Raw genomic sequence first — 24501 nt, forward strand, 5'->3', positions numbered from 1 at the left:
CCTGATCCCGGGCCTGCGTTTTTTTATGGCCGCGATTTATCCATTTCACCCTTTTTTTCTCACAGCCACAGAGGCACACCATGTCGCCAGGTAACTTGAGCATCGCCAAACGTGCCGTGATCAGCTTCGGCGTCATCGCCCTGCTGGTCCTGTTGCAGGGGCTGTTCGCCCTTAAACAGGTCGCGCAAGTCCGCGCCACCGGCCAGCACACTGAAAACGTCTCCCTGCCCAGCATTCGCCACCTGGGTGAAATCCGCGACTACATCCTGAGCATTCGCGTGCTCAGCCTGCGCATGGCGCTCAACCGCGATCCAAAGGTGCTCGATGCCACCGTCACACGTCTGCACCAAGTGCAGGGTTGGCTTGCAGAGACGCTGGAAAAATTCACTCCGCTGGTCGGTGATTACAACCGGGGGCCGTACGAAAAGTTCGTCACCACCGTCACCAGTTACCGCCAGGCGCTGGCGCAATACGAAGCGCTGTCGCGGGAAAACCGCAGCGAAGAAATGACCGCGTTGCTCAATGGAAAAATCCAGGACTACTCGACCCAGACCGGTGACCAGTTCGCCGAGTTGATGGCGCTTTCCGCCAACGAAGTCAGCCTCTCGGCCAACCAGGCTGACTCACTCTACAATCAGGTAAAAATCACCGTGATCGGTGCGCTGATAGCCGTCGCGCTCCTGACCCTGTGCCTTGCCTGGCTGTTGATACGCAGCATCGTCATGCCGATCCGTCAGGCGGTCGACGTGGCCGAGCAAGTGGCCGCCGGTGACCTGAGTCAACCGATCCGCAGCCACGGCGCCGATGAAACCGCACGCTTGCTTAAGGCCCTGTCGGCCATGCAGACCAGCCTGCGGGAAACCCTGCAACTAATCAGCGGCACGTCGACTCAACTGGCGGCCGCCGCCCTGCAGATGAATCAAAGCACTCAACAGGATTCCAGTCGGCTGCAACAGCAACACAATGAAATCGAGCAGGCCGCCACGGCCGTCAACGAAATGACCGTCGCGGTGGAAGAAGTGGCACGCAACGCGGTGTCGACTTCCGACAGCACCAGACAGTCCACACAGCAAGCCAATCAGGGCCAGGCCCGGGTGATTGAAACCCTGGATTCGATTCAGGCGATGAGCGGCAATGCGGGCATCGCGCTGCAACAGGTTCAGACCCTGGCCGAGCAGTCCCGGGAAATCGGCAAGGTGCTGGACGTGATCCGCGCCATCGCCGAACAGACCAACCTGCTCGCGCTCAATGCCGCCATCGAGGCTGCGCGGGCCGGTGAAGCCGGACGTGGCTTCGCGGTGGTGGCCGATGAAGTTCGGGCGCTGGCGCATCGCACTCAGCAATCAACCCGGGAGATCGAACAGATCATTGGCCGGGTTCAGGGCGATACCAACGGTGTGGTGATGTCGATGCACGACAACAGTCAGCGTGTCGCCGAAACCTTGTCGATTGCTGAACAGGCCGGGCTGGCACTGGCAGAAATCACCCGGGCGATGGAGCAGATCCATGAACGTAACCTGGTGATCGCCAGCGCCTCGGAAGAACAGGCGCAGGTGGCCCGTGAGGTGGATCGTAATCTGCTGAACATCCGCGACCTGTCGCTGGAAAGCGCCGACGCCGCGACCCGGACCAGCGCCACCAGCCAGGAGTTGTCGCGACTGGCGGCAGGCCTGCAAAACCTGGTGGTGCGTTTCAAATTTTGACCGGGTTCAGCGGCGGCTTTGTTGCCACGCCGCCGCCAACCCGCTGCAGCAAATCACCGCGATCCCGACCACCGTGGTCAGGGTCGGCGTGTGAGAAAACAGCAACCAGCCGAGCAAACCGGCAAAGACAATCTGGCAATAGCCGAACGGTGCCAGCAGCGCGGGGGCGGCATGGCGGAACGCCTGGGTCAAAAACAGGTGCGCCGTCATCCCGCAGGCGCCCAGTGCAACCATCATCAATCCATGCCCAAGGCTTGGCACTTTCCAGAAGAACGGCACCAGAGCACTCATCACCAGGGTGTTGCACAGGCCGGCGAAGAAGTTACTGGTGGTCGGGCTGTCGATTTCACTGAGCTTGCGGGTGAGCAATTGATAGAAGCAGAAAAACAGCGCCGAGCAGAGTGGCAGCAAGACTGCTGGCGTGAACAGATCACCGCCGGGATGGACGATGATCAACACGCCGACAAATCCGCAAATCACTGCGATCCATTGGCCACGAGTGACCCGCTCACGCAGCAGTGGCACCGACAACGCGGTGACCAGAACCGGAGCGAGAAAGTTGACCGCCGTGGCTTCGGCCAATGGGATGTACTGCAAACCGGTGGTGAAGAACAAACTGGTGCCCAACAGGCACAACGCCCTGAACAACTGCAGCAACGGACGTTTGGTGCGCAGGACGCGCAACCCCGATTGCGGCAGGAAAATCCCGGCCATCAGCAAGGTGTGAACCACATAGCGGGCCCAAACCACCATGACGATCGGATAGAAACCCGATAGATATTTCGACAAGGCGTCGTGACTGGAAAACAGGAAGGTCGCGACGACGATCAGCAGAATCCCTTTGAAGGGTTGGTTTACGCCGGAGAGCGGTGTGCTGACGGTCATGAGCGATCCTTTTTTTTACATCGAAAGTCAAAGGCTTCGCCGGCAAGCCTCGCTCCTACATGAACACTGGATAACCTGTGGGAGCGTGGCTTGCCCGCGATAGGTGCGCAGCACCGCTTACCGCCGCGCCAACAATTCCCGGGTTTTATCCAACGCCATCTGCGCCCGCTGCAACCCGCTCACGCCCTGTTCCAGCAACTTCACGGTGGGAATCTCCAGGCTTAACGGGATATCGGCCGGCAAACCCTGCAACAACCCCGCCAGATCACAATCACCATCGCCCGGAAAACGCCGTTCGTTACGCGCCTGACGCAAAATCTCCGCCATGTCCGTTGGCCGTGGTCCCGCAACATCGCACAGCTGTGCATACCGTAACCGTGACGGGGCAACTTTGGCCAGATCTTCCAGCCGCGAACCCGATCGGTCGAAATGGAACGCGTCCACCAACACCGCGCCGTTTTCACGGTCAGCGTTTTCGACGATGCGCACCGCTTGTTCAAGATCGCGCGCATCGGTCCACGGCATGAACTCCAGATGCGGATGCAGCCCATAAGGTGCCGCCAGATCACACAGCCGGGCGAAGTTCTCGGTGAGTCGTTGTTCGTCGGAATCGTTACCGGCCACCAGCAATTCACTGGCACCCAATTGCGCCCCGACCGCCAGAATCTTCTCGAAGTCGGCGACGACGGTTTGCGGTTTAAGACGCAGGATTTCAACATCCAGCACACGAATGCCGGTATCGCGCAGCCGCGCCAGTGTCTCACGCCGTAAACCGACATCGGCTACCAGCGCAAAGTGATGTTCTTCGGGTGTCGCCGGTTCAAGGCGTAATCCGACATGGCTGTAACCGGCACGCGCCGCAACGTCCACCATCTGCGGCGGAGACAACTCCAGCACGGTCAGGCTGGCCAGGGAAAAGATCCGCTCACTCATGTTCATTCCTCGATCAACATCGGGGTGCAGGCACGACCGGTTTCGGCGGCCTCGCGAATCGCTTCAACCAGCGCCAGGGTGCGCGCAGCATCGGCAGCGCTCACCAACGGTTCGACTTCCCGGCGCGCCACGCGCACGAAATGCTGCAACTGCAAACGCAATGCTTCATCGGCGCAGAAGCTTTCCTGCTCCGCCAGCAACGGTTGATGCCATCCGCCATCGACGTCGGCGTAATGCCAGCGCTTGAGCTGCGGAATGCTCAACGCACCGCCCGTCCCGGCCAGCAAGTAACACGGCTGATCGGCCTGGCGCGGATAGACCGGGTTCTCCCCGGAATCCAGCTCCCAACTCCAGGGCGCCGCCACCGCGTCGGAACCGGTCAGGCTGCCCAGTGCGCCATTGTCGAACTGCAGCAACACCGCCGCGCAATCTTCGTTGGCAAACCCGCGCACCGCATTGCTGGTGATCGCCTGCACCTGCCGCACTTCGCCGCAAAGATGACGCAGCAGGTCGAGGTCATGAATCAGGTTGGTCAGCAACATCCCCGCACCGGGCTCGCGGCGCCATGACGTTTCGAAATAGCTGTCGGGTTTGCGCAACTGCCAGAGCGCCGTCACCGTCGTCAGCTGCCCCAAAGCGCCACCCTGCACCAGTTCATGGGCGCGGACGATCAACGGATTGTGCCGGCGATGATGGCCGACCAGCACGGGAACACCGGTGGCTTTCGACGCAGCCACCAGTTCGCGCGCTTCATCCAGGTGCACACCGACCGGTTTTTCCAGTAGCACCGGCACGCCGGCGGCGAGGCAATCGAGCGCCGTGCTGATGTGGAGCGTGTTCGGGTTGGCGACGATCACTGCGTCTGGCTTCGCCTGGTCCAGCATCTGACGGTGATCCGCGAAATACCCCACGCCCCATTCGCCCGCGAGGCCTGCCGCTTGTGGCCCGGGATCGGCCACCGCACACAACGTCGCTTGCGTCAGGGTTTGCAGATGCCGGTAATGCTGCTGGCCCATGTTGCCGGCACCGATCAGGGCGATGCGAAGGGGCGAAGTCATGCTGCGGTCCTCTTGTGATTATTGTCGGAGGGATGAATTCCAATAATTTAGAACCTGGTTCCAGATTCTTACAGGAGTAACGGCAACTTGTGTTCGAACAACGCACAGATTCGCATAGCCCACATATGGGTTTGTGCGGGCAGAATTAGACGAACAACTCCGAAGCCAGGCTTGCGGCAGACAGCTCCTCAGTGAACTTCAACAACAGCGGCGCCAGTTCATGCAACCGTGCCCCCGGCATCCGCGCGCTTGGCCCGGCAATGCTCAGCACACCGATCACTCGACCGTCGCCTGGGTGGCGCACCACCGCCGCAATCGCCGAGGTGCCCACTGCCGAACTCTCTTCGACCCAGGCGTAGCCCTGCTCTCGCGCCAGACGCAGGCGCTCCAGTAACTCAATGTTGGAACGCGGCGCGTTCGGCCCCAGGTCTTTCGGCCGTTCGCTCCCCTGACGCTCCACCAGCGACAACGCTTCGGCATCGCTCATGCACGCCAGCCATGCATGGCCCGACGCGGTGTAGAACAAGGGCGCATCACGGCCCATGTCCGGGTCGTAGCGCAGGCCCGAGCGGGCACCCTGAGACTTGGCGATCCAGACCTGGCGCTCGCCTTCAATAACGCCAAGGCGCACCAGCTCGCCGGTTTCCTCGGCCAGGCGATCGAGCACCGGTTGCACGATATCGGCGCCGCTGCTCGACAGGTAACGGAAACCCATCGCCACCAGTTTGGTCGACAGGTGATAGCGCAGGTTCTCCGGATTCTGTCGCACGTAACCCAGCCGAATCAGCTCGGTGAGCAGACGGTGGGTCGCGCTTTTGGGGATGTCCAGTTGCTCCGCCAACGTCTGCATCGGCAGGCCGCGAGGGTCACTGGTGAGGCTTTCCAGCACGCTGAAAACACGTTCGATCTGACTGCCGGCCATGGGGGGGTTCCACTCGAAATTTTGCCGATTCTAAAAGACAAACCACGTAATGCGAAATCTGGAACCCGCTGTCCGATAACCGCCCTCTTTACGCAGTGAATGGTTGCCGGGATCAATCAAGCCTTTATATTTTCTGGAATCAAATTCCAAAAACAACCTGGAGCTTTTAAACGATGCCTGCCGACTCTCCCCTCCTTGCGGACATCGAATGCGATGTGCTGATCGTCGGCTCCGGTGCGGCCGGATTGTCCGCAGCTGTAACCGCAGCCTGGCATGGCTTGAAAGTGATCGTGGTCGAGAAAGACCCGGTGTTCGGCGGCGCCACGGCGTGGTCCGGCGGATGGGCCTGGGTGCCGTGCAATCCTCTGGCGCGTCGTGCCGGCATCGTTGAAGACGTCGAGCAACCGCGCACTTACCTGAAGCACGAATTGGGTGAGCGTTACGATCCGGCGATGATCGACGCGTTCCTTGAGGCTGGCCCGCGAATGGTCGCGTTCTTCGAGCAACACACTGCCCTGCAATTCGCCGATGGCAACGCCATCGCCGACATTCATGGCGACACGCCGGGCGCCGGCACCGGCGGACGGTCGGTGATCGCTGCGCCTTATGACGGACGAAAAGTCGGCAAGCTACTGAAGCGCCTTCGCAAAACCATGCGGGAAACTTCGTTCATGGGCATGCCGATCATGGCGGGGGCGGACCTGAGCGCATTTCTCAACCTGACGCGCTCTTTGCCCGCTGCATGGCACGTGACCCGGCGCTTCACTCGGCACTTGTTCGACCTCATTGTTCATGGCCGGGCGATGCAACTGGTCAACGGCGTGGCGCTGGTTGCGCGGTTGGCAAAGTCCGCCGAAGACCTGGGCGTCTTGCTCTGGGAATCGGCACCGGTGACCGAGTTGCTTCGCGAAGGCGATCAGGTGCAAGGCGCGATCGTCAGTACCGCCAAAGGCAAAATCCGCATCCATGCACGCAAGGCCGTGGTGCTCGCGACCGGAGGTTTCGCCAATGATATCGAGCGGCGCAAGGCGCTGTTCCCCCGCACACCAACCGGCAACGAACACCTGGCGCTGCCGCCTCTCGGCGTCGCCGGTGATGGTTTGCGATTGGGCGAAAGCGCCGGTGCGCGGGTCAACACCGACATGGCATCGCCCGTGGCCTGGGCGCCGGTTTCGCAAGTGCCGCACAGTGACGGCAGCATCGGCCACTTCCCGCACATCATCGAACGCGGCAAACCGGGGATCATCGGTGTGCTGAGCAACGGCCGGCGCTTCGTCAACGAAGCCGACGGCTACTACGACTACGTGACGGCCATGGTCGCCGCCGCACCGCTGGGCGAAGAAGTCGCCTCCTGGCTGATCTGCACTCATGGTTTTCAACGGCGTTATGGCCTGGGAATTTCTCGGCCGTTTCCGGTGCCGCTGTCATCCTTTATCCGCAGCGGTTATCTGAAAACCGGCAACACTGTCGAGGAATTGGCCCTGGCCTGCGGCATCGACCCAAACGGATTGCGCAGCACGGTGGATGAATACAACCGGTGTGCGCGCAACGGCGAAGATCCGTTGTTCGGTCGTGGCTCGACGCCCTACAACCGCAAACAGGGCGATGCGTTGCAGCAACCCAACCCGTGCGTCGCGCCGATTGAACAAGGCCCGTTCTACGCCGTGAAGGTCCAGCCTGGCTGCTTTGGCACCTTCGCCGGGCTCAAGGTCAATGAACATGCCCAGGTTCTTGGCGAGTCGGGGCAGGCCATCGCCGGGTTGTATGCAGCGGGCGGCGACATGGCCAGTATCATGGGCGGGCACTATCCCGCCGGCGGTATCAATCTCGGCCCGGCGCTGACCTTCGGCTACATCGCTGCCCGGCATATCGCCGATATAGAGTGAGTTTGATCAGTGATTCTCGAGACAAGCATTCGCCCACTCGGTAAAAACCTGTCGCCCTGAAGGAATTCGCTGGGCTATCCGTGTTCAATACAAGTCTGAAATGTTCCGTGCGCAGTAAAAGACAGACGACCGGACTGGCGCCGCTCTCACTGACCAGCAACACTCATCACCATATTCAAACGAGGACTCACCCCCATGCTATGGAAAAAAGGCCGACGCAGCGACAACGTGGTCGATGCCCGTGGCGATGATGTCGGCGGTGGGGGTGGCGGGATGCGCTTCGGCGGGGGCAAGGGCCTGAGCCTGACCGCGATCCTGTTGATCGTCGGGATCGGCTGGATCACCGGCCAGGACCCGATGCAGATCCTCGGTCAATTGACCGGACAAATGAGCGAGCAATCGGCTCCGGCCACCACCCACACCCGCAAGGCACCGCCGGCCAATGATGAAAACGCCGAATTCGTGCGCTCGATCCTCGGCGACACCGAAGACACCTGGGGCCAGATTTTCCAGCAGGCCGGTCGGCAATATAAAGACCCGACCCTGGTGCTGTTCAGCAATCAGGTGAACTCGGCGTGCGGATTGGCGACATCGGCGACTGGTCCGTTCTATTGCCCGGCAGACCAGAAGGTCTACCTGGACATGGGTTTCTTCCAGGAAATGTCCCAGCGTTTTTCCGCCGCAGGTGATTTCGCCCAGGCCTACGTGATCGCTCACGAAGTCGGACACCACGTGCAGACCTTGCTCGGCGTTTCGGCGAAGATTCAGACCGCTAGGCAGCAGGGCCGGCAAATGGAGGGCGACGGTGGTTTGCTGGTGCGTCAGGAACTGCAGGCCGATTGCCTGGCCGGGGTCTGGGCCAACATTGCGCAGAAGCGCCTGAACTGGCTGGAACCCGGTGACATCGAAGAAGCCTTGAACGCCGCCAACGCCATCGGCGATGACCGCTTGCAGCAGCAAGGTCAGGGCCGCGTGGTACCGGACTCATTCACTCATGGTACGTCAGCGCAAAGGGTGCGCTGGTTCAAAGCCGGATTTGCACAAGGCCAGGTTGGCCAGTGCGATACCTTTGCCGCGAAGAATCTGTAATGCACAAGTGGTTGTTAGCTCTGTTGATCACCTGCACAAGCGCCCAGGCTGCCGAGCAGGGGGTCAAGGAGATCAGTTCCGGGCGCCTGCTGTTGAGCGCCGGCGAAATCGCGGTGGGCATCGGCCCGACACCGGCGAAGAACATCGAACGGGTGCTGATCATCATTCATGGTCGTTTGCGCAACGCTGAAACCTACCGCCAGAACGCCGAGCACGCGGCCCAGCAAGCCGGGCAAAGCGATAACACCTTGGTGCTCGCCCCGCAGTTTCTCAATGAAACCGACATCGCGAGCCACCCGGTGCCTGACAGCGTTTTACGCTGGCACGGCAATGACTGGATGGCCGGCGGCTTATCCACCGCGCCATTTACGCTGAGCTCCTACGCGGCGCTCGACGAAATCATCGCTCGCCTGGGTGATCGGCGACAGTTTCCGGACGTGAAGCAAATCGTCATTGCCGGTCACTCGGGCGGCGCTCAGGTGGTTCAGCGTTACGCCATGTTGAGCCACCCTCAGCCAGCCCTCGACACAGCAGGGGTGAAGGTGCGCTATGTGATCGCCAATCCTTCGTCGTATGCCTATTTCAATGAGCAACGGCCGGTGGCGTTCAGTCATGCGGGGTGTCCGAACTTCAATCGCTGGAAGTATGGACTGGCGGACTTGCCCGCCTATGCCGATGGACAAACGCCTGCGCAGCTGGAAGAAAACTACATCAAACGCGACATCGTTTATTTGCTCGGGCAGCAGGACATCGACCCGAATCACCCGGCGCTGGATAAAAGTTGCGAAGCCAAAGCCCAGGGCGCTTCTCGTTTGATTCGCGGGCGCAATTATTTCAATTATCTGAAACGGCGCCATCCTCAAGGGTTGAGTCAGCAGCTGATTGAAGTGCCCGGGGTTGGACACAATGGCGACGGGATGTTTACCTCGCCTGAGGGGCAGAAGGCGTTGTTCGGGCAGTGAGTTTTGGGGCGTCTGATCGGACGCCCAATCTCTCAAGCCGAAAGCAGCTGCCGCAACTCCACGCAATCGCGCGCATGCCAATCGGTCAATTCCGGCCACGGATTATCCGGCAGGTTCACCAGCACCGTCCGCGTCCCCGCCGCCCGGCCGCAATCCAGGTCGAAGCGGTAATCACCGACCATCACCATTTCACTCGCCGGCACCTTCCAGGCTTCGGCCAGTCTCAGTAAACCACCAGGATGCGGTTTGGGCGGCGCTTCATCGCGACCCAGTACATCCTCCACCGCAAAGCAATCGGCCAGGCCAATCGCCTCCAGCGTGACATGCGCCAGCTCACGGGCATTGCGCGTGAGAATACCCAGGCGATAACCGCGCCCGGCCAACTCACGCACCAGTTCCACCGCGCCCGGAGCCGGTTTCGAACCCAGCGCCAGATCCCGCTCGTGTTCCAGCAGCCACGCATGTTTGGCCGACGCTTCTTCGGCCGGCAGCCCAGCGAGGTGAGTGAGGATGTCGTGTTCTGCAGGAATCGCCAACGCCACGCGGATCGCCGCGAAGTCATGCACGGCCACGGTCAGGGTGCCGTCCATGTCGAACACCCAGTGCCGCACCTCGGCCAGGCTCATATCCAGTCCTTGCGATGACGAATCAGGCCTTCCTGAGTGACCGAGGCCACCAGTTGCCCGGCACGGTTGAACACGCTGCCACGGGAGAATCCACGCGAGTTGCCGGCCCACGGGCTGTCCATGGCGTACAGCAACCAGTCATCGGCGCGCAGGTCGGCGTGGAACCACAACGCGTGATCAAGGCTGGCGACCTGCATGTCTTTCTGCCAGACCGATTTGCCATGGGGCAGCATCGAGGTGGTCAGCAGGCCGAAGTCCGACGCATAAGCCAGCAGGTATTTGTGCAGCGCTGGAGTGTCAGCCAACGCACCATCGGCGCGGAACCAGACGTATTTGACCGGATCGGCAGGCTGCGGGTTGTAGGGATCTTTCTCGGTCACCGGGCGGAATTCGATCGGTTTCGGGCACAGCAGCTTTTCGCGCATGTGCTCTGGGATGAGGTGCGCCCGTTGCTGGGTGAGTTCCAATTCTGACGGCAGATTTTCCGGGCCGACCACTTGCGGCATTTCGCTCTGGTGCTGGAAGCCTTCTTCGTCGTACTGGAACGAGGCGCTGCAGGTAAAAATCGGGTTGCCCTTCTGGATCGCCGTCACCCGGCGCGTGCTGAAACTACCGCCATCGCGCACCCGATCGACCTGATACACCACCGGCAACTTCGCATCGCCCGGACGCAGGAAGTAACCGTGCATCGAGTGCACATGGCGCGTCTCTTCGACTGTCTGACTGGCCGCCGACAGGGACTGGCCGAGCACCTGGCCGCCGAACAACTGACGGAAACCCAGGTCCTGGCTGCGGCCACGGAACAGGTTTTCTTCAATCGGTTCCAGGGTCAGCAGGTCTACCAGATCTTCCAACACTTGGCTCATTCAGACTCTCCTCACACAAAGCAATGCCGCGCAGTCTTGGCTGCGGCGGTCGATTCAGTTTATGGCCCGGTTCAACATGAGGGCCATTGTAAACGTCCGTGCCTGCTTATCCATGCAAGGTTTGCAGCCATTGCTCACGGGTGATGCGGTACAACACGTGCGGGCGCAGCAGATGATCCTCTGCAAGCCTTGGGTGCTCGAAGTCATCGGCGGGGGCATGGTGCATGCCGATCGCCTGCATGACTTTTTGCGAAGGCAGGTTGGTTTCGGTGGTGAACGCCACGACCTCTTGCAGCGCCAAGCGATCAAACCCACAGCGCAGAGCGGTCCATGCCGCCTCGCTGGCATAACCCAGGCCCCAGTGCTCGCGCGCCAGGCGCCAGCCGATTTCGATGGCTGGCGTGAACGGTGCGTCAAAGCCGACCACACTCAGCCCGGTAAACCCGATGAACGCTCCGGTGTCCTTGCGCTCCAGTGCCCAGAGGCCGAAACCATGCTCGGCAAAGTGCCCGCGAACCCGCCCGATCAGCGCGGCACTTTCCAGCCGACTCAAGGGCGCCGGAAAATAACGCATCACCTGTGGATCGGCGCACATCGCCGCAAACGCCGGCAAATCCTCATCGCGCCACTGCCGTAATGACAGTCGCGCGCTTTCGAGTTCCAGTATCGGCTCCATCGTGCCCCTCCCCTCTGTTTCCATGCCGCAAGTCTACATCGCTGGTAGGATCGTTCACTCATTCCTACAGGCTTCCCCGATAAATCAGCCATGCCCCTGCCCCTGATCTACCACGAAGACTACAGTCCCGAGTTCCCGGCGGATCACCGCTTCCCCATGGACAAGTTTCGCCTGCTGCGCGATCACCTGGTGGACAGTGGCCTGACCCGTGACATCGACCTGCTGCGCCCGGAGCTGTGCCCGGCGGATATTCTCGCCCTCGCCCATGACCCTGCGTATATCGAACGCTACATGGATGGCGAGTTGTCCCGCGAAGACCAGCGGCGCCTTGGCCTGCCCTGGAGCGAAGCACTGGCCCGGCGCACAGTGCGGGCGGTCGGCGGTTCGCTGCTGGCGGCCGAACAGGCGCTGGAACATGGCTTGGCTTGTCACCTGGCCGGCGGCACACACCACGCGCATTACGATCACCCTGCCGGGTTCTGCATCTTCAATGACCTGGCGGTGATCAGCCATTACCTGCTGGAAAGTGGCCGGGTGAATCGGGTGTTGATCTTCGATTGCGATGTGCATCAGGGCGACGGGACTGCACGAATCCTGCACAACACCCCAGAAGCGGTGACCGTTTCCCTGCACTGCGAAAAGAATTTTCCTGCACGCAAAGCCGAAAGCGACTGGGACATCCCGTTGCCGATGGGCATGGGCGATGCCGATTACCTGAAGGTGGTGGACGATGCGCTCAACTATTTGCTGCCGCTCTATCAACCGGATCTGGTGCTGTACGACGCCGGTGTCGACGTGCACAAGGATGACGCCCTGGGTTATCTGAAGCTGACCGACGAAGGCGTCGCCGCTCGTGATGAAAGCGTGATGCGCCATTGCCTGGGCCGGGATATTCCGGTGGTCGGCGTGATCGGCGGCGGCTACAGCAAGGACCGCAAGGCCCTGGCGCGCCGTCATGGCATCCTCCATCACAGCGCCCAACGGGTGTGGCAGTCATCAGGTTGTCATTGATGTGTGAGTCTTTACCCACAATGCCTGTGGAACCGCCTGTGGATAACCTGAGTGAAAGGGCCTGCAGCCCATGCGGGGTATAGGTTACAGAGCGGTGGTTGTTTTTTAACCAGCCCTCGAATCCTCCCACAGGGAACAGGGCTGGTAGAATGCGCGGCTTATTCCGCCACGCCGCAGCTCTCGCCATGACCCAGCCCTCCACTTCCCTCCCCCCTCAAGTCGCCATCATTGGCGGCGGCCCCGCCGGCTTGATGGCGGCTGAAGTGTTGAGCCAGGCCGGGATCAAGGTCGATCTGTACGACGGCATGCCTTCAGTGGGGCGAAAATTCCTGCTCGCCGGGGTCGGCGGCATGAACATCACCCACTCCGAGGCCTACCCGGCATTTCTCTCACGCTATGCCGAACGGGCGCCGCAGATTGCCCCGCTGTTACGCTCGTTCGGCGCCGAAGCCTTGTGCCAATGGATTCATGACCTGGGTATCGAAACCTTTGTCGGCAGCTCCGGCCGGGTGTTTCCCACCGACATGAAAGCCGCGCCCCTGTTGCGTGCCTGGCTCAAACGCCTGCGCGATGCCGGCGTAGTTATCCACACCCGCCATCGCTGGCTCGGTTGGGATACCAACGGTGATTTGCGCATCGACAGTCCCGAAGGCGAAAAAACCGTTCACGCGGATGCGAGCCTGCTGGCACTCGGCGGCGGCAGCTGGTCGCGTCTCGGCTCGGACGGTGCCTGGATGCTGCCGCTGGAACAGCGCGGTGTAGGGCTGGCGCCGTTGCAACCGAGCAATTGCGGCTTCGAGGTGCAGGCCTGGAGCGAATTGATGGTCAGCAAATTCGCCGGCAGCCCGCTGAAAAACATCGCCATCGGCCTCAATGACGACGTGCCACGACTCGGCGAGTGTGTGATCACTGCCACGGGGATTGAAGGCAGTTTGATCTACGCCCTGTCGGCAGCGATCCGCGAAGCGATCAATCAACACGGCTCGGCAACCCTTCACCTCGATCTGTTACCAGGCAAGCCTGTGGATAAAATCCAGGCGGCGCTGAGCAAACCGCGCGGCTCACGCTCCATGGCCAAACACCTGCACAGTCAGCTTGGGCTTGATGGCGTGAAAGCAGCATTGTTGCGGGAACTGACCCCGGCCGAGTGCTTTACCGATCCGGCGCTGCTGGCCAAAGCGATCAAGGCATTGCCGCTGACGCTGGTGAAAACCCGACCATTGGACGAAGCCATCAGCAGCGCCGGTGGCGTGATGTTCGAGGCGATGGATGAACGTTTGATGCTCAAGCAACTACCCGGCGTGTTCTGCGCAGGGGAAATGCTCGATTGGGAAGCGCCGACCGGCGGCTATCTGCTGACCGCGTGTTTCGCCAGTGGGCGAGCGGCGGGGTTGGGGATGGTGGAGTGGTTGAAGCACCGACGCTGATCGTTCCCACACTGCGTGGGAACGATCTTCAGAGGATCAAGGCTTACGCTTACGCGGCCCGGTATTGAACACTGGCACTTTACGCACCGGCTTGATCGAAGGCTCCGGCGCTGACGCATCACCGCTCTCGACCCATTTACCCAGGTTGCGCTTGCCGCCACCGGAGGTTTTGGGCTTCTTCGGTTTTTTCGGCTTCTTGATCACCTGACCGCTGGCATCGGTATCCGGCACGCGGTGTTCAGGTTCGAAGTCCGGCTCCATCTGGCGAGTCAACGTCTGACGGGTCAACATCTCGATGGCTGACAGCTGATTCACTTCATCGGCGCAGACCAGCGAAATCGCCTGCCCGGTTGCACCCGCACGGCCGGTACGACCAATGCGGTGGATGTAGTCCTCTGCCACGATCGGCAGGTCGAAGTTGACCACCAATGGCAAATCTTCGATATCCAGACCACGGGCAGCGACGTCGGTGGCCACGAGGATCTGCACTTCGCTGGCCTTGAAGCGATCCAGCGCCCGCTGGCGAGTTGCCTGGGGTTTGTCGCCGTGGATGCCGTCGGCATTGACGCCCAGGCCCTGGAGTTTTTCCACCAACGCGTCTACGCCGTTACGGGTCTTGGCGAACACCAGCACCTGCTTCCACTTGCCCTTGCGCATCAAGTGAATGAACAACTCCGGCTTGCGCTTTTTGTCCACCGTCACCACCCATTGCTTGACGGTGTTGGCGGCCACGTTGCGCGGGCTGACTTCGATGCTCAACGGGTCGTTGAGCATTTGCCCGGCCAGCATGCGGATGGCATCGGAGAAGGTCGCGGAGAACAACAACGTCTGGCGTTTCTTCGGCAGCGCCTTGTAAATGTTCCCCAGCTCTTCGGAAAAACCCAGATCGAGCATGCGATCGGCTTCGTCCAGCACCAGGGTTTGCAGCTGGTTGAACTTGAGCGCGTTCTGGCGGAACAGGTCGAGCAAACGGCCCGGGGTCGCCACCAACAGGTCGACGCCTTTGCGCAGCTTCATCATTTGCGGGTTGATGCTGACGCCGCCGTACACCGCGTAGGTGCTCAACGGCAGGTTCTCGGCGTACTGGCGCACGGCTTCGTGAACCTGCTCGGCCAGTTCGCGGGTCGGCACCAGAATCAGCGCGCGCACGGAGTTGGCGCTGACCTTCGGCCCTTCCATGGTCAGCAATTGCAGCAGCGGCAAGGCGAAACCGGCGGTTTTGCCGGTACCGGTCTGGGCCGCAGCCATCAGGTCGCGACCGGCCAGCACCGCCGGAATCGCTTGCGCCTGAACCGGCGTCGGGGTCTGGTAACCAAGCGTCTCGAGGGCGCGCAGCAAGGGTTCGATCAGGCCAAGGGTGGCGAAAGTCATGGGAGTACCGTAGGAAAATTCAGCGCGATTGTGCGAAACAAGTGTGCAATGGCGCGCAGTTTACCCTAATTCGCGCGGGATTCTGTCGGCACCACTACGGCAGGGGCAGGCCGATCTGTGCCACGGCGCCACTGCGGCAACCCGATCAACACCACGGCACTGATGATCACCGCCATGGCCAGCGTTTCCTCGATACCGATGGTCTCGCCGACAAACACGATCCCCAGCAACACCGCCACCGCAGGGTTGACGTAGGCATAACTGGTGGCCGCGGCCGGACGCACGTGTTTCAACAGGTACATGTAGGCGTTGAAGGCGATGATCGAACCGAAGAGGGTCAGGTACGCCAGCGCCGCCCAGCCTTCGATCGGCGGCAGACTTTCCAGACGCTCACCACTCACCGCACTGCCGATCAGCAACACCACGCCACCCACCAGCATCTCCACGGCACTGGCCATCGCGCCCTGAGGCAACGGCAAATGTTTGCTCCACACCGAGCCGAAGGCCCAGGACGCCGCCGCGAACACCAGCAACGCTGCGCCCAACGGGCTCGATTGCAGGTTGGAGCCGAGGTTGAGCATGGCAATGCCGATCAGCCCGAGCACAATCCCGGCCCATTCGAGACGGGTATTACGCGCGCCCCAGAAATATCCGCACAACAAGGTAAACAGCGGCACCGTCGCCACCGCCAACGCGGCCACGCCAGAGGCTACGCCCGTATGCTCGGCGACGCTCACCGCACCGTTACCGCATGTCAGCAGCAAAATCCCGATGATCCCCGCCGCTTTCCACTGTGCCCAGGTCGGTGCCGGTGCTCCACGCCAACGCAGGTAGGCGTACATCAACGTCCCGGCGAGCACGAAGCGGATACCGGCGAGCAGCAACGGCGGCCAGTACTGCACGCCGATGCGAATCACCAGGTAGGTCGACCCCCAAATCACGTACAACGCGAAAAAAGCAGCGATCAGCGGTAAGGAAAAACGGCGTAGACCAGACATGGGCAGCTCGATGAACAAGACAAGGAGAGCCGCTATTCTAGAAAGGCCAACAGCGGAAAATAAGCTACAAAACCTGTTTATAGCGCCGGTACACTTTTCAAAACACGGAGTTCGACGCTATAAACCGTGCTTTCGAAAGTCAGTCACTTTTCAGGTAGGCCACGATGGACAAATACGACCGCATGCTCCTCAGCGCCCTGCTGGAAAACGGTCGTGCGTCCTACGCCGATCTGGCGCGAAAGGTGAACCTGTCCGCTCCGGCGGTGGCCGAACGCGTTGACAAACTTGAAGCCTGCGGGGTGATCACTGGTTACCAGGCGAAAGTCGACATGTCCAAAATCGGCCTGCCGATCCAGTGCGTCATCGAACTGCGCCTGAACCAGCACGGTAAACAGAAAACCTACGACGAACTGATCAAAATCCCACAGCTCACCGAGTGCCATCGCGTCACCGGCGACCCGTGCGTGATCATGCAAGCGGCGGTGGGCTCGATGCCGGAGCTGGAAGAGTTGATCAACCGGATCGCCGCGTTCGGGTTCAGCAAGACCTCGATTGTGTTGTCCAGTGCCATCGAAAAGCGGGTGCCGTTGGGGCAGCTGGAGGGGAATGGCAAATAGTTCTCCTGTAGGAGCTGTCGAGTGAAACGAGGCTGCGATCCTTTGACTTTTAAGATCTAGATCAAAAGATCGCAGCCTCGTTTCACTCGACAGCTCCTACAGAGGTTCAGGGGGCCAGTGATTCAGGGGATCAGGGGTTCAGCAGTGCTTCCGTCAGAACCCGCGATACCGCTTCAAATGCTCATTGATCTTCGCCGCCGGTACTTTCTGCAGGCTGCACAACAGATCATGGGACAACTCGCGCAATCCATGCTTTTGCCGCAGCTCTTGCGCCAGATGCGCCGTCAGGTTGGCGGCCATTTCCGCATCGGCCATGGCCCGGTGAGCCTTGCCGGTATTGGGCAGGCTGGCGAAGGTGGTGAGGGTGCCGAGTTTGTGGTTCGGCGCAGCGGGCATCAGGCGGCGGGCGAGTAACAGCGAGCAGGCAAAGTTCTGCAGACGTGTACGTTTGATTCGCCCGAGCTCGTAGTCCCAGAACTTCTGGTCGAACGCAGCGTTGTGCGCCAGCAGCGGCGTAATGCCGACAAATTCGTTGACCTCGTTCATCACCTGCTCGGCCGAGGGCGCAGTGCGCAGCATGGCGTTGCTGATGCCGGTCAGTTGTTCGATGAACGCCGGCACCCGCACGCCGGCATTCATCAGGCTTTGGTAACGCTCGACGATGCGCCCCTGTTCAAGAATCACCACGGCAATTTCCGTGGCCCGGCAGCTGCTGCTCGGGGAGATCCCGGTGGTTTCAAAGTCGATGACTGCTATGCGTTCCAAACCTGTTTCAACTCCGTAAAAATCAATTCTTGAGCAGCAACGCGCCTTCGATCGGTACGTAACGACTGGCGGCGCGGATCAGCGAGTTGGCCGTCAGGCCCGGCACGCCGTAGGCCACCGCCTGCACACCGTGCTTGGCGATGATGCGCTCCAGCAGCATGTCGAAATCGCCGTCGCCAGAGGCCAGCACCACTTCGTCGACATGGTCGGCGGCGTCCATGATGTCGAGGGTAATGCCCACGTCCCAGTCGCCTTTGGCCGAACCGTCGCTGCGCTGGATGTAAGGCTTGAGCTTCACGACGAAGCCGAGGTTACGCAGGATCTGCTGGAACTGCTGCTGTTTGCTGTCGCCACGATCGATCGCATAGGCATAGGCCTCGACGATCTGCCCCTGCTTGCTGACGTCAGCCCACAAAGCGGCGTAGTTGAAGTGGCAACCATAGGCCTGACGCACGGTGTAGTAGAGATTCTGGACATCGGCGAACACTGCGATTTTTTTCACCGTACATCCTCTCAGCGCGTTGGCGCGCGGGGTCGTGGCGCGTTGGCGCGCGGGCAGGATCAGGCTCCAGGCCCGAAAAGTCGCCCAGTATGCCAGCCCGAAGGATTGTTCCGCGAATAATCGGCCGTGTGGCGAGGGAGCTTGTCGGAACGCCGCAGCGTCCCGCTGGGGTGCGAAGCGGCCCCCTTGCTTTGAAACCCAAGGGGCCTGCTACGCAGTCCAGCGGGAGCAAGCTCCCTCGCCACAGGTGAATCAGATGAAAGAGTCGTCGTCATCGCCACCGAAGAACGATGAACCGTCATCGTCGTAATTCGCGTCGGTGAAACCGCCCTGATCGCTGGAGTTGTCAGCTACGCGCTGATCATTGCCCCAACCGCTGCTATCGCTCTGATCGTTGACCTTGGCCGGTTCTTCCTTGATGACTTCAACCACTTCCGGCTGCTGATTGTGATGGAACAGGCTGCTGATGCCTTGCGCCAGCATCACGCCACCGGCCACGCCCGCTGCCGTTTTCAACGCACCGCCGAGGAAACCGCTGCCGACAGGCTGTTGCGGTGCGTAATTCTGCGAAGGCGGCGCTCCGAAATTCTGCTGAGCAGGCGGTGCACCGAAGTTTTGCTGCGGCTGCGAGTTGAACGACGGCCGTCCTGGTTCACGCCAGCCGCCATTCGAGGGGGCTGCGCTTTGCGTCGGCGCAGGCTGCGGATCACGGGAAGCGCCACCGAAGATGCTCGACAAAAAGCCGCCGCTTGGCGCCGGCGCCGCTGTCTGCGCCTTGGCCTGTTGCAGTTCGGCCTGCAATTGCTGCACTTGCTGGGTGAGTTGCTTGTTCTGTTCGTCGAGGCTCTTGATGGCTGCCTCTTGCACCAGAATCGCCTGGGTCATGAAATAGCCCGCCGCTGGTTGGCGAGTCAGGTGTTCCTTGATCCGCGCCTCAGCCTGGGCGTCGCGCGGGGCTGAGTCCGTTTCGGCCTGTTGCAGCCGGGAAAACAGTCCATCGATCAGGGTTTGTTCTTCGCTGTTCATGGCGACCTCGTAGATTGCCGGGAATATCATTGCCCTCACCCACAGTGGATAAGGTGCTCACCAGTAATGGGGCTGATACAGGATGTTTCAATGACCTTTACCGAACGTTTACGTTTGTGCCCCGAAGGAGTTGATCGGTTAAAGTGAGGCACTGCTTTCAACCTGCGATACCGACTGATGAATTCGTTCGATGTACTGCGTGACTCTCTGTATTTCTTCAAGCGCAATCTGAGCCAGATCGTGCAGCTATGCCTGCCGCTGGTGATTGTCGAGGCGCTGCTGCAACAAGTGGTCGACCGCTCCACCGGGCCGGACAGTTTCGCCGGCATCAGTGTGATTGTCGGCTTGCTGGTGTATCCGCTGTACACCGCCGCGCTGATCCTGTTTCTCGATGCCCGCAGCCGAGGCGAATCGCCGCGTACCCGCGACCTGTTGGCAGCCGCTGCGACCCTGTGGCCGCGCTTCGCCGTGCTGACCGCCCTCAATACGTTGCTGATCCTGATCGGCCTGTCGCTGTATTTCCTGCCGGGCATCTGGCTGATGGTGACGCTGGCGTTCGGCGAGTACCTGTTGGTGCTGCGCGGCTTGGCACCGCTGGCGGCGATGAAGGAAAGCCTGCGCCTGACCCGCGGGCATTTCATCCGCATTCTGGTGTGCATTCTGTGCGTGATGGGCCCGCTGTGGGTGCTCAAGGGAGCGACACTGGCGGTTTACCCTGACCCGCAGAACCCGGTGATCTCGCTGCTGATCGACAGCGCCCACAGCTTCCTGCAGCTGTTCACCAGCGTGGTGCTGTTCCGTTTGTTCATGCTGATCGCCGATGCACCCGAGAAATCTGATGAGCGGCTCTGACCGCTCTACCCTTGGGCTTTGGCGCTGCTCTCGGTTATGCTCGGGGTCAATCTTGTAACGCGATAAGCCGAGCGATGCCCCGTCTACTGCGCTACACCCTGCTGTGCCTGTTGATCGCCATCAGCCTGATTGCATTGCTGATCTACAGCCTGACCTGGCGCCCCGACGCCAAGGAAGCGCTGCCGGTCAGTTGCAACGCCCAGGCGCCGACGCTGGTGCCCGGCCAGGCGCTGAAGGTGATGACCTGGAACGTCCAGTACCTGGCCGGCAAGCGCTATGTGTTCTGGAACGACCTGGCCGCAGGAGACGACGAATCCCCTACACCTGAAGACATGGCCTTCAGCCTCGACGAAGTGGCGCGGGTGATTCGCGACGAGCAACCGGACATCGTGCTGTTGCAGGAACTCGATGACGGCGCCAAGGCCAGCGACTACCAGAACCAGTTCAAATTGCTTCAGGATCGGGTCACCGACCTGTATCCATGCACCGCTCAGGCCTTCGACTGGAAAGCGGACTTCGTGCCTGAACCGCATATTTTCGGCAGCGTTGGCCGGCAATTGGCAACCCTGAGCCGCTACCGGATCGAACACGCCGAACGCCTGCAACTGCCGGTCGCGCCGGCCAACGTCATCAGCCGGCAGTTCAAACCAAAAGACGCCTTGCTGGTCACGTACCTGCCATTGAACGACGGTGGCCAGATGGCCGTGCTCAACACCCATCTGGACCGCGCCACCCAGCTCGACGATTCCTTGCAAACCCAGGTGACCGCCGTGGCCAAGGTGCTCGACAAGTTCGAAAGCCGCGGCACGCCGTGGTTGATCGGCGGAGATTTCAATCTGTTGCCACTGGGCCAGTATCAACGCCTGCCCGCCGAGCAACGCAGGCTCTACTCCGCCGACAGCGCGCTGCATGTGCTGTGGGACAAATACCCGATGATCCCCACCAACAACGAAGCCAGCGGTATCGACCGGGCGCAATGGTTGACCCATTACCCGAACGATCCCGGCTTGAACGGGCCGGACCGGACCGTCGACTACCTGTTTTACAGCCCGCGCATCAAACGGGTCGAAGCGCGGGTGCGGCAGGACGATACGTTGCGCATTTCCGATCATTTGCCGGTGATTGCGCGGTTTCTGTTGCCGGCTGTGCCGTAGATTGGCGGTGCCAGGGGAAAAGATCGCAGCCTTCGGCAGCTCCTACAGGGATCGCGTGCACATGGGAAATATCGGGTGCACCCGGTCAACGTAGGAGCTGGCGCAGCCTGCGATCTTTTGATCTTCAGCTTTTACGAGGTTTGATCCGCGCCGTCGCCTCGGCCACCAGCGGATCATCCGGCCAATAGTGCTTCGGATACCGCCCCTTCAAATCCTTCTTCACCTCGGCATACGTACTGCGCCAGAAGTTCGCCAAATCCTGAGTCACCTGCACTGGCCGCCGCGCCGGGGACAGCAAATGCAGTTTGACCACCTGCCGGCCACCGGCAATCCGCGGGGTCTCGGCCAGGCCGAACAACTCCTGCAACCGCACCGCCAGAATCGGCGGCTGCTCGCTGTAATCCAGACGAATCGATGAACCCGACGGCACGCTCAAATGATGCGGCGCCAGCTCATCCAGCCGTTGCGGCAACGGCCACGGAAGCAAGTTGTGAACGATGCTCGACAGGTCCAGATTGGCGAAGTGACTGAGCCGCGAGACTTTCCCCAGATAGGGCATCAGCCAGTGTTCGAGGCTTTTGAGCAATGTTGCGTCGCTGACATCCGGCCATTCGCTCTCGCCTTTACCCGCGAGATCCAACTGCCGCAACAACGCCACCCGCGCCTGCCACTGACGCAGCGCTGGCGTCCAGGGCAACAGCTCCAGACCTTTGCGCCGCACCAGATTCACCAACGCCTGGCTGCGAGCACTTTCATCGAGCCCGGTCAGCGGTTCGCGACTGAGGATCAATTCACCGACCTTACGCTGACGCTCGGCCCGCAGCACACCTTCGCGCTCATCCCAATCCAGTTGATCGACGCAGCGCACCTGTTCCGCCAGCACGGAGTCGAACAACGCCGGATCAAAATCCGTCGCCAGATAAATCCGTTCTTCACGCTGGCCCTGACGACTGCCCAGATCGGCGATCACCAACCACGGTTGCTTCATCAGGCTGTCCGCCTCGGCAAACAATGCCGCACGACCGTTGGCCAGGCGATATTCAGCGCCACCGGCCCGCCGCTGTTGGGCGACCCGATCGGGATAAGCCAATGCCAGCAACGCACCGAGCCAACGCGGATGTTCGGGATCGCTGACCGGCTCCGACGCTTTGCCGCGCAAATAACCGCGATACTGCCGCGCCAGTTGCCGGGCCCGTTGAACACCGCCCTGCGCACCGCGAGCGGCCCGCTCTTCGCCGGATAACAGCACCAGTCGGCTGTGCAGGTCTGCGCCAGCACCACGCAAGATATCGCGCTCGCCGAGCAGTGCCGCGACATCACAGGCCATGTCAGCCAGGCCGAGCGCCTGGCCACGCAACAGCAAATGGGCGATCCGAGGATGGGCCGGCAGTTCGGCCATGGCCTGACCATGACGGGTCAGCGCTTCACCCTCCAGCGCACCCAAACGCTCAAGCAGATCCTGAGCCTGTGCATAAGCCGCTGCCGGAGGAACATCCAGCCAAACCAATTGCCCCGGTGTCACGCCCCAACGACCGAGTTGCAAGGCCAGCCCGGCAAGGTCCGCCGAGAGTATTTCCGCACTGGCGTAAGCCGCCAGTTGTTCGTGCTGATCCTGCGACCACAAGCGATAACACACGCCAGGCTCCAAACGCCCGGCCCGGCCCGCGCGCTGCGTGGCACTGGCCTTGGAGATGCGTTGAGTATCCAGGCGGGTCATGCCGCTGCCGGGGTCGAAACGCGGCACGCGCGCCAGCCCGGCATCGATCACCACGCGCACGCCATTGATGGTCAGGCTGGTTTCGGCGATGTTGGTGGCCAGCACCACTTTGCGCTTGCCCGCAGGCGCCGGTTCAATCGCCGCACGCTGCGCCGCCAGGTCCAGTTCGCCGTGCAACGGGCACAGCAACACAGGCGTGCCCTCGCCCAGCGCATCGACCAATTGTTGATGCACCCGCCGAATTTCCGCCTGCCCCGGCAGAAATACCAGAAGGCTGCCGGTCTCATCGTTCAGCGCATCAAGGATGGTCTGCACCACCTTTGGCTCGATGAACTCACCGGGCTGAAACGGCCGGCCCCAGCGCATCGCCACCGGGTACATGCGACCTTCGCTGCGCAGGATTGGCGCGTCATCCAGCAACCCGGCCAGGCGTTCGCCTTCCAGGGTCGCCGACATCAAGAGAATTTTCAGCGGTTGATCGTCGCGGAACAGTTCCCGGCCATTCAGGCTCAGGGCCAAGGCCAGGTCGGCATCGAGGCTGCGTTCGTGGAACTCGTCAAAGATCAGCAAGCCCACGCCTTCCAGTGCCGGGTCATCCTGCAAGCGCCGGGTGAGGATGCCTTCGGTGACCACTTCGATGCGGGTATTGGGGCCGACCTTGCTGTCGAGACGAATGCGATAGCCCACGGTTTCGCCGACCTTCTCGCCCAATTCACTGGCCAAGCGCTCTGCCGCCGCCCGCGCCGCCAACCGGCGCGGTTCGAGCATCAGAATGGTCTGCCCGGCCAGCCACGGCTCATCGAGCAAGGCCAACGGCACCCGGGTGGTTTTACCGGCACCGGGCGGTGCTTCGAGCACGGCTTCGTGGCGTGTAGCGAGGGCTTCACGCAGGGCGGGTAAAACTTCATCAATTGGCAAAGAAATCATGCTGGCTCCCAAACAGAGGGCCGAGTATAACGGCGTTCAGCGCGGTCCTAATTCATATCGACGATGCTTCGTTTCCAGATAACCCAGGAGATTTCAAATGCGTGCTCCCTTTCGCTTGATCGGCGGTGTATTGATCGCGTCCTTGCTGACCCAGGTGACCGCCTGCGGTTCGATTTTCTATCCGGATCGCCGCGGCCAGATCGACGGCAAGATCGACCCGGCCATCGCCGCGCTGGATGCCGTGGGCCTGCTGTTCTATATCATCCCCGGCCTGATCGCCTTTGCAGTGGACTTCGCCACGGGTGCGATTTACTTCGAGCCCGGCCGGACCGCTCAGGTGGCCCCGGAAAAACTCAAGGAAGCCATCGGCGCCGACGGCAAGGTCGATAACCACAAGTTGCAGACTATTCTCGAAAGTGAACTGGGCCGCAGCTTCCCGCTGGACGATCCGCGTCTGATCCAGCACAGGGGCAGCGCCCAGCAACTGGCTATGTTCGGCCTGCAACCGGCTGCATAATTCGTGCATTT

At 61.2% G+C, this 24501-nt stretch carries 23 protein-coding genes; 10 read left to right on the forward strand and 13 right to left on the reverse strand.

Annotation, left to right across the window (positions count from 1 at the left end):
- Positions 1-80: 80 nt before the first annotated feature.
- The gene (locus LOY36_RS24725) at positions 81-1703 is read left to right on the forward strand and encodes a methyl-accepting chemotaxis protein (RefSeq protein WP_258671219.1); all 1623 of its coding nucleotides are present in this window, start codon (positions 81-83) and stop codon (positions 1701-1703) included.
- Positions 1704-1709: 6 nt separating this feature from the next.
- On the opposite strand, the gene LOY36_RS24730 is transcribed toward LOY36_RS24725, so the two are convergent.
- The 4 genes from LOY36_RS24730 to LOY36_RS24745 all read right to left on the reverse strand — a co-directional run bounded on the left by LOY36_RS24730 (position 1710) and on the right by LOY36_RS24745 (position 5501).
- Positions 1710-2588 carry a DMT family transporter gene (locus tag LOY36_RS24730; protein WP_019650921.1) on the reverse strand — a complete coding sequence of 293 codons (879 nt, stop codon included), beginning with the start codon at positions 2586-2588 and terminating at the stop codon, positions 1710-1712.
- A gap of 117 nt (positions 2589-2705) precedes the next feature.
- A complete protein-coding gene (locus LOY36_RS24735; RefSeq protein WP_258671220.1) occupies positions 2706-3521 on the reverse strand; it encodes a sugar phosphate isomerase/epimerase in 816 nt (271 codons plus the stop codon).
- Positions 3522-3523: 2 nt separating this feature from the next.
- Positions 3524-4579 carry a Gfo/Idh/MocA family protein gene (locus LOY36_RS24740; protein WP_258671221.1) on the reverse strand — a complete coding sequence of 352 codons (1056 nt, stop codon included), beginning with the start codon at positions 4577-4579 and terminating at the stop codon, positions 3524-3526.
- Between the two features lie 145 nt (positions 4580-4724).
- Complete coding sequence (locus LOY36_RS24745) at positions 4725-5501, reverse strand: IclR family transcriptional regulator (RefSeq protein ID WP_018925796.1); 777 nt, start codon at positions 5499-5501, stop codon at positions 4725-4727.
- A 173-nt stretch (positions 5502-5674) separates the two neighbouring features.
- Between LOY36_RS24745 and LOY36_RS24750 the strand changes: the two genes are divergently transcribed.
- From LOY36_RS24750 to LOY36_RS24760, 3 genes are all read left to right on the forward strand, one after another.
- Complete coding sequence (locus LOY36_RS24750) at positions 5675-7387, forward strand: FAD-dependent oxidoreductase (RefSeq protein WP_258671222.1); 1713 nt, start codon at positions 5675-5677, stop codon at positions 7385-7387.
- A 195-nt stretch (positions 7388-7582) separates the two neighbouring features.
- A complete protein-coding gene (locus LOY36_RS24755; protein ID WP_018925794.1) occupies positions 7583-8476 on the forward strand; it encodes a neutral zinc metallopeptidase in 894 nt (297 codons plus the stop codon).
- On the forward strand, positions 8476-9438 hold the full coding sequence (locus LOY36_RS24760) for an alpha/beta fold hydrolase (RefSeq protein WP_258671223.1): 963 nt from the start codon (positions 8476-8478) through the stop codon (positions 9436-9438). Before LOY36_RS24755 ends, LOY36_RS24760 begins: the two co-directional genes overlap by 1 nt.
- 32 nt (positions 9439-9470) lie before the next feature.
- On the opposite strand, the gene LOY36_RS24765 is transcribed toward LOY36_RS24760, so the two are convergent.
- From LOY36_RS24765 to LOY36_RS24775, 3 genes are all read right to left on the reverse strand, one after another.
- On the reverse strand, positions 9471-10064 hold the full coding sequence (locus LOY36_RS24765) for an HAD family hydrolase (RefSeq protein WP_258671224.1): 594 nt from the start codon (positions 10062-10064) through the stop codon (positions 9471-9473).
- On the reverse strand, positions 10061-10930 hold the full coding sequence (gene tesB / locus LOY36_RS24770; protein ID WP_028938855.1) for an acyl-CoA thioesterase II: 870 nt from the start codon (positions 10928-10930) through the stop codon (positions 10061-10063). Before tesB ends, LOY36_RS24765 begins: the two co-directional genes overlap by 4 nt.
- Before the next feature lie 106 nt (positions 10931-11036).
- Positions 11037-11606: a GNAT family N-acetyltransferase gene (locus LOY36_RS24775; protein WP_258671225.1), complete on the reverse strand. Its 570-nt coding sequence runs from the start codon at positions 11604-11606 to the stop codon at positions 11037-11039.
- A gap of 90 nt (positions 11607-11696) precedes the next feature.
- Between LOY36_RS24775 and LOY36_RS24780 the strand changes: the two genes are divergently transcribed.
- Together LOY36_RS24780 and LOY36_RS24785 are read left to right on the forward strand one after the other, a co-directional pair.
- Positions 11697-12617 (forward strand): histone deacetylase, encoded by a 921-nt coding sequence (locus tag LOY36_RS24780; RefSeq protein WP_096479508.1) that lies wholly within the window; start codon positions 11697-11699, stop codon positions 12615-12617.
- A gap of 185 nt (positions 12618-12802) precedes the next feature.
- Positions 12803-14044 (forward strand): TIGR03862 family flavoprotein, encoded by a 1242-nt coding sequence (locus LOY36_RS24785; protein WP_258674220.1) that lies wholly within the window; start codon positions 12803-12805, stop codon positions 14042-14044.
- A 36-nt stretch (positions 14045-14080) separates the two neighbouring features.
- Here LOY36_RS24785 and LOY36_RS24790 read toward each other — a convergent pair whose 3' ends face one another.
- Together LOY36_RS24790 and yedA are read right to left on the reverse strand one after the other, a co-directional pair.
- Complete coding sequence (locus LOY36_RS24790) at positions 14081-15415, reverse strand: DEAD/DEAH box helicase (protein WP_258671226.1); 1335 nt, start codon at positions 15413-15415, stop codon at positions 14081-14083.
- Between the two features lie 65 nt (positions 15416-15480).
- The gene (gene yedA, locus LOY36_RS24795; protein WP_258671227.1) at positions 15481-16413 is read right to left on the reverse strand and encodes a drug/metabolite exporter YedA; all 933 of its coding nucleotides are present in this window, start codon (positions 16411-16413) and stop codon (positions 15481-15483) included.
- 164 nt (positions 16414-16577) lie between these two features.
- Here yedA and LOY36_RS24800 point away from each other — a divergent pair, with 164 nt between their 5' ends.
- Complete coding sequence (locus LOY36_RS24800) at positions 16578-17030, forward strand: Lrp/AsnC family transcriptional regulator (RefSeq protein WP_258671228.1); 453 nt, start codon at positions 16578-16580, stop codon at positions 17028-17030.
- Between the two features lie 153 nt (positions 17031-17183).
- On the opposite strand, the gene LOY36_RS24805 is transcribed toward LOY36_RS24800, so the two are convergent.
- The 3 genes from LOY36_RS24805 to LOY36_RS24815 form a co-directional block, all read right to left on the reverse strand.
- Entirely contained in the window at positions 17184-17795 is a 612-nt protein-coding gene (locus LOY36_RS24805; RefSeq protein WP_018925784.1) for a PolC-type DNA polymerase III, read from the reverse strand.
- Between the two features lie 22 nt (positions 17796-17817).
- Positions 17818-18297 (reverse strand): NYN domain-containing protein, encoded by a 480-nt coding sequence (locus LOY36_RS24810; protein ID WP_018925783.1) that lies wholly within the window; start codon positions 18295-18297, stop codon positions 17818-17820.
- A gap of 252 nt (positions 18298-18549) precedes the next feature.
- Positions 18550-19323: a DUF2076 domain-containing protein gene (locus LOY36_RS24815; protein WP_258671229.1), complete on the reverse strand. Its 774-nt coding sequence runs from the start codon at positions 19321-19323 to the stop codon at positions 18550-18552.
- Between the two features lie 177 nt (positions 19324-19500).
- Between LOY36_RS24815 and LOY36_RS24820 the strand changes: the two genes are divergently transcribed.
- The gene (locus tag LOY36_RS24820) at positions 19501-20175 is read left to right on the forward strand and encodes a YciC family protein (RefSeq protein WP_019581325.1); all 675 of its coding nucleotides are present in this window, start codon (positions 19501-19503) and stop codon (positions 20173-20175) included.
- Between the two features lie 74 nt (positions 20176-20249).
- Entirely contained in the window at positions 20250-21329 is a 1080-nt protein-coding gene (locus LOY36_RS24825) for an endonuclease/exonuclease/phosphatase family protein (protein WP_258671230.1), read from the forward strand.
- Positions 21330-21453: 124 nt separating this feature from the next.
- Here the strand turns inward: LOY36_RS24825 and hrpB are convergent, their stop codons facing one another.
- Positions 21454-23973, reverse strand: a complete 2520-nt coding sequence (gene hrpB, locus LOY36_RS24830; protein ID WP_258671231.1) for an ATP-dependent helicase HrpB — start codon at positions 23971-23973, stop codon at positions 21454-21456.
- A 97-nt stretch (positions 23974-24070) separates the two neighbouring features.
- On the opposite strand from hrpB, the gene LOY36_RS24835 reads away from it, so the two are divergent.
- Complete coding sequence (locus tag LOY36_RS24835) at positions 24071-24490, forward strand: polyribonucleotide nucleotidyltransferase (protein WP_258671232.1); 420 nt, start codon at positions 24071-24073, stop codon at positions 24488-24490.
- The last annotated feature ends 11 nt before the right edge of the window (positions 24491-24501 follow it).

Source organism: Pseudomonas sp. B21-019, from assembly GCF_024749225.1.
In the GTDB taxonomy this organism is placed as follows: domain Bacteria; phylum Pseudomonadota; class Gammaproteobacteria; order Pseudomonadales; family Pseudomonadaceae; genus Aquipseudomonas.